The organism is uncultured Sphingomonas sp. (genome assembly GCF_964235535.1).
Classification (GTDB): Bacteria; Pseudomonadota; Alphaproteobacteria; order Sphingomonadales; family Sphingomonadaceae; genus Sphingomonas.
Map to the genome: position 1 here is coordinate 1 of NZ_CAXSBH010000071.1, position 4,773 is coordinate 4,773.

Annotated in this window: 4 protein-coding genes; 3 read left to right on the plus strand and 1 reads right to left on the minus strand. The window is 65.3% G+C overall.

Annotated elements, in window-relative coordinates; all coding sequences use genetic code 11:
• Both ACFE7F_RS14735 and ACFE7F_RS14740 read left to right on the plus strand, forming a co-directional pair.
• Positions 1–578, plus strand: a 578-nt coding sequence (locus ACFE7F_RS14735; RefSeq protein WP_375404607.1) for a TonB-dependent receptor domain-containing protein, incomplete at its 5' end; no start/stop codon positions are given.
• Positions 579–746: 168 nt separating this feature from the next.
• On the plus strand, positions 747–2,219 hold the full coding sequence (locus ACFE7F_RS14740; RefSeq protein ID WP_375404608.1) for an amidohydrolase family protein: 1,473 nt from the start codon (positions 747–749) through the stop codon (positions 2,217–2,219).
• A gap of 38 nt (positions 2,220–2,257) precedes the next feature.
• Here ACFE7F_RS14740 and ACFE7F_RS14745 read toward each other — a convergent pair whose 3' ends face one another.
• Entirely contained in the window at positions 2,258–3,538 is a 1,281-nt protein-coding gene (locus ACFE7F_RS14745) for an MFS transporter (RefSeq protein ID WP_375404609.1), read from the minus strand.
• 531 nt (positions 3,539–4,069) lie between these two features.
• On the opposite strand from ACFE7F_RS14745, the gene ACFE7F_RS14750 reads away from it, so the two are divergent.
• Positions 4,070–4,773 (plus strand): TonB-dependent receptor plug domain-containing protein (locus tag ACFE7F_RS14750; protein ID WP_375404610.1); only part of this gene is annotated, 704 nt, incomplete at its 3' end.

A 4,773-nucleotide genomic window follows, 5' to 3' on the forward strand; every position in this document is an offset into this window, starting at 1 on the left:
CCAACTTCACGCAGAATATCGGCAAGTCACGCATCAAGGGCGTCGAGGTCGAGGGCCAGTTTCTTCTTACCCCGACGACCCTGCTCAGCGGGGACGTCCAGTACCTAGACGCGCGCAATAGGGTGTTCGCGTACCAGCAGGCCGTGGGCGTGCCCGGGGCGCCGCCGCCGCTGACCGGATGCGACGTATCGGTAAACGCGAACCCGCTGCTCTACGATGTCGACTGCGCCGGCCGACCTTCGTACAACTCGCCCAAATGGACGGTCAACCTGGCCGCGCAGCAGACGATCGAGATCGGCGACTACAAGCTCGTCGGCGGCGTCAACACGCAATACAAATCAAGGCGCGCGATTGGATTCCAGTACCTGGACGAGCAGACGATCGGGTCCAATTGGCGTACCGACGCGCAGCTCGCCTTCGGGCCGGCCGACGATCGTTGGTCGCTCTCCGCGTATGTCCGCAATCTCGAGAACAACCGCATCCCAATCTATTCGTCGCTGAACCCGATCGCCAACATCCTCATCAACGGGACGACGGCACCCCGGACGTACGGCGTTCGCGGGTCGGTAAAGTTTTGATTCGCTACGGGGCCGGGCAGATGCCGGCTCCGGAGCCGCCCACCTCCGCCGCGAGCGGATCATATCAGGAAGGTATGTCCGATGGCCTGTGAAGCGACCGCTGCGGTAAGTCGTCCCCGGTGTGCCACCATCCGGAATCGTCTCCGGGGTTGCGCGTTCCTGACCGCGATGCTGGTCGGCACGGCCTCGCACGCCGCGGTCGCCCAAGGGGATGTGGACGTCCCGTTGGTCATCCGCGACGTCACGATCGTGGACACGCGTGACGGCCGGTTGCGGCCCGGCATGGACGTCGAGATCGCCGGCGGGAAGATCGCCAGGATCGCGCGGACGGACCGATCGAAGACGCGCGCCGGGGTTTCGTCGATCGACGGCCGCGGCAAGTTCGTGGTGCCCGGGTTCAACGACATGCACGTCCATCCGCTGCAGCCCGACTATGACGTGCGACTCGTGTTCCCGATGATGGTCGCGAACGGCATCACCGGGGTGCGCGTGATGGCGAGCTCCCCGCCTCAGCTGTCGCAGCGGCGGGCCGGAACGCTGCCCATGGGGTCGGTCGCGCCCGAGATACTTCAGATGGCGGGTCCACCGATCCTGGGCGCTACCGCGCCGACGCCGCAAGCGGCCGTCGTCGAGGTCGCCAAGCAGAAGCAAATGGGCGCCGAGTTCATCAAGATCATCGACGGCGGTCCCGTGGAGTATCAGCCCGGGGCCTACATGGCCGTGGTCGACGAGGCGGTCAGGTCGGGTCTCCCGGTCGGCGGCCATGTACCGGCGACGCTCGACATCCGTGACGTCGTCGCGCATCGCATGACCTCGGTCGAGCATCTCGGCCCCGACGCGGGGCTCATCCAGGCATGCTCGACCGACGAGGCGGCGCTGCGAGCGGCGTTCCTCAAGATACCGAGCACGTATCGCGCGCTCGAGCCGGCGCTGTTCAAGACGCCGTCGATCGCGCTGCCCCCGGTCGTGCTCGCGCTCTTCCGGCGCATGATCGACACGTTCGACGAGAAGAAGTGCGGCGAGCTCGCACGGACGTTCGCGGCCAGCGGGACATGGCAGGTGCCGACGCTGATCCGGATGCAGACCAACTACGTCCCGACCGATCCTCGTTTCGCGACCGATCCAAACCTTCGCTATGTGGAGGCGGCCAATGTGCGGCAATGGCGTATGCTGCTGTCGCGCTTCGAAAGGATCCCGGCTGCCGACCGGGCTACGCTGGCCGACCTGTTCCGGCTGGAGCTGCGCGTGACCCGGCTCTTCGACGCCAACGGCGCGAAGATGTTGGCCGGGTCGGACTTCGGCGGGTCCTGGCTGACGCCGGGCTTCTCGCTGCACGAGGAGTTCGATCTCTTGTCCCGGGCGGGCGTCGCGCCGCTCAAGGTGCTGCAGATGACCACGCTGCTTCCGGCCCGGTACATGCGCCGGGAGGCGACCATGGGGACCGTTGAGGTCGGCAAGGACGCGAATCTCGTGCTCCTAGACGCCGATCCGGTCGCGAGCGTCGGTGCCCTGCACCGGATCCGTGGGGTGTTGCGAGCGGGCCGCTATTATCCTCGCGCCCGGCTGGACGCCATGCTGAGGGAGGCGGAGCGGTTGGCGGCGACCAATCAGGAAACCCCGGCGGCTGCGACGGCGAACTGAATACCGTTGCCGCGTCGCACCCGGCACGATCTCGCGACTCAGGCCGCCGGTGCCAGCCGTTGTGCATGACGCACGGACATCGACATGACCAGCAGCCCCGCGATCAATGCACCGATCGCCATGATCGCCGACACGCCAGCACGACCGGTTCCAATAGCAAAGAGGTGGCCCGCCAGCGCTGGTGCGACCGCCCCCGCGGCCCGACCGATCCCCATCACGAACCCGACTCCCGTCGTCCGCATTCCCGGCTCGAACGTCTCGACGATGAGCGCGTAGAGCCCCAACGTTCCACTATACAGGAACACTCCGGCCAGGCCCCCGACGACGAGAAGCGCAGCCGGCGTCGCAGGCGTGACGCCGAACACGATCGTGAAGACGCTGAAACCGATCATCAGCGTCGCCACCGTCGCGCGGAGGTCCAGGCGCTCGCCGACCGCTCCCACCGCGATACAGGCCAAAATGCCGCCAAGACTCGCGGCGGTCGCCACCAATGTCGCGAACGACGCGGTATGACCAGCGTCGGCGACGATCTGGGGCATCCAGCTCAACATGTAATACACCGTCGTGATGAAGAGCAGGTTCACCGTCATGATGGTCAGCGTCGATCCGCGCTGGGCCGGCGAGAAGATCTGGCGGTATGGCGTCGCAGTCGATGGCTGGGTCGACTGTGGAAGGATGGTGATGGGGCGTTGCCCGCATCTAAGGAGATAGGCGTTCACGCGTTCCAAACTATCCGGGTCACGACGGGTGAGCAGAAAGGCGAGCGGCTCGGGCAGCCAGATCAGGACCGCGACGAGTAGGAGCAGCCCCATGCCCGCGCCGAACAGGAACACCGCACGCCAATCGTACGAATGCAGCAGCCATGCCGCGACGAGCCCTCCCACCAATCCCCCGATCGGGTAGCCGATCGACATGACGGCCAAGGCGAGCCGACGCCGCCGCGAGTTGGCGAACTCGGCGGCTAGCGGGACGATGATCGGCACCATCCCGCCGATTCCGATACCGGTTACGACGCGCATCACGGAGAGCTCGACGATCGAACCGGCAAAGGCCGCCATCAGCATTCCCCCGATCATCAGAAGAAGGTTCACGACCACGATGCGTCGCCGGCCGTAGCGATCAGCGAACGGAGCGAGGAGCAGCGATCCAACGGCCATGCCGACCAGACCGCTCGCCAGGGCGAGGCCGAGCACGCCCTTGTCGACGTTCCAGGCCTTGGAGATCCCCGGAGCGGCGAACGTCATCGATAGGACGTCGTAACCGTCCAGCGCCGACAAGGCGGCGACCACGGCGACGGCGCGCACCTGCGTGCGGCTCATGGGAGCCTCGTCCAAGATCTTCCGGGGATCGGTCACGGACGACGGACCTGCATCGCGGCCGCGAGCCGGTTGCCCGGCGATGCTGTTCGTTCGGTGTCCACGTCCCTCTCCTTCGTTTTTCCGTGAACCTACTCCGTTCAAGGGTGAGGCTCAGATGGTTTTTACGACGTTCTGATACTCCGCGTGGATCGAGCCGGCGCAGGTGTTCCGAAGGACCTCCGAGTCCAGGTCGCGCTGGAAGTCTTTTCCTTCCGAGTGAACCGACGAGCGGTAAGGAGCCGCATCGTCATGTCCGACACGCGGCGGCTTCGCCTCGTTCACGCTCGCCTGTTGCACATTCGACTCCGGCTGCGAGGCTCAGATCGAGCGCACCGACCGGAGCCCCTCCGGAGCGGTGAACCCGCTCGGGTATCGGCGCAGCAAAGTTGAACTCTCCCGGCAATCCACAGATACCTTAACGATAACTCACAATAATGCTTCCCAAGACGGAAGTGAACTGCCGGCGTACGATCGGCGATCATAGGAGAGGTTATGGCAGACGAGGCTTTGCAGTCCCGTTCCTCGCGCAATGTCTCGATCAAAGCGATCGAACCGTTGTTATCGTCTTCTGCAATCATTGACCGAGGACGTCCAAGCACGAGGCGGATGCTGTACTGCGCGTCAACCATTCTCTTGGCAACCGGAGCACCGGCGTTCGCTCAATCGCGACCGGCCACTTCGGCGAACGCGGATGCTATTGCGACAGGCTCTTCGCCGGAGCCCGACGCTCGGCCCCAAGAGGTCACAGGAAACCCCAATTCGGCCGACCAGGAGGTGCAGGGTCTCCGCGAAGTCGTGGTGACTGCCCAAAAGCGCGCTGAAAATCTACAACGAGTTCCGATCGCGGTGACGGTTGCTTCCGGCCCGGAGCTTGCGGCCCGCGGGATCACGAACTCCCTCCAGCTCGTTTCCGTCGCGCCGGGGCTCAACATTCGCCTCACGGCCGGCTCCTTCCAGCCGTCCATCCGCGGCATCGGAACGTCGAGCAACGTGGTCGAGAACCCGGTCGCGCTCTACATCGATGGAGTCTACTTTCCGCAGCAACGGGAAGGCCTCCGCCAGCTCGACGATATCGAGCAGATCGCCATCCTCAAGGGTCCGCAAGGCACGCTTTTCGGGCGGAACGCCACCGGCGGCGTGATCCAGATCACCACCCTTGCCCCGAGCCAGGAGTTCAGGGGGCAGGCGAGGGCGGA

Bases quoted from the DNA above. Each gene is read 5' to 3' on its own strand.
- ACFE7F_RS14740 (WP_375404608.1), top strand. From the start codon at position 747: ATGCTGGTCGGCACGGCCTCGCACGCCGCGGTCGCCCAAGGGGATGTG.
- ACFE7F_RS14745 (WP_375404609.1), bottom strand. From the start codon at position 3,538: ATGAGCCGCACGCAGGTGCGCGCCGTCGCCGTGGTCGCCGCCTTGTCG.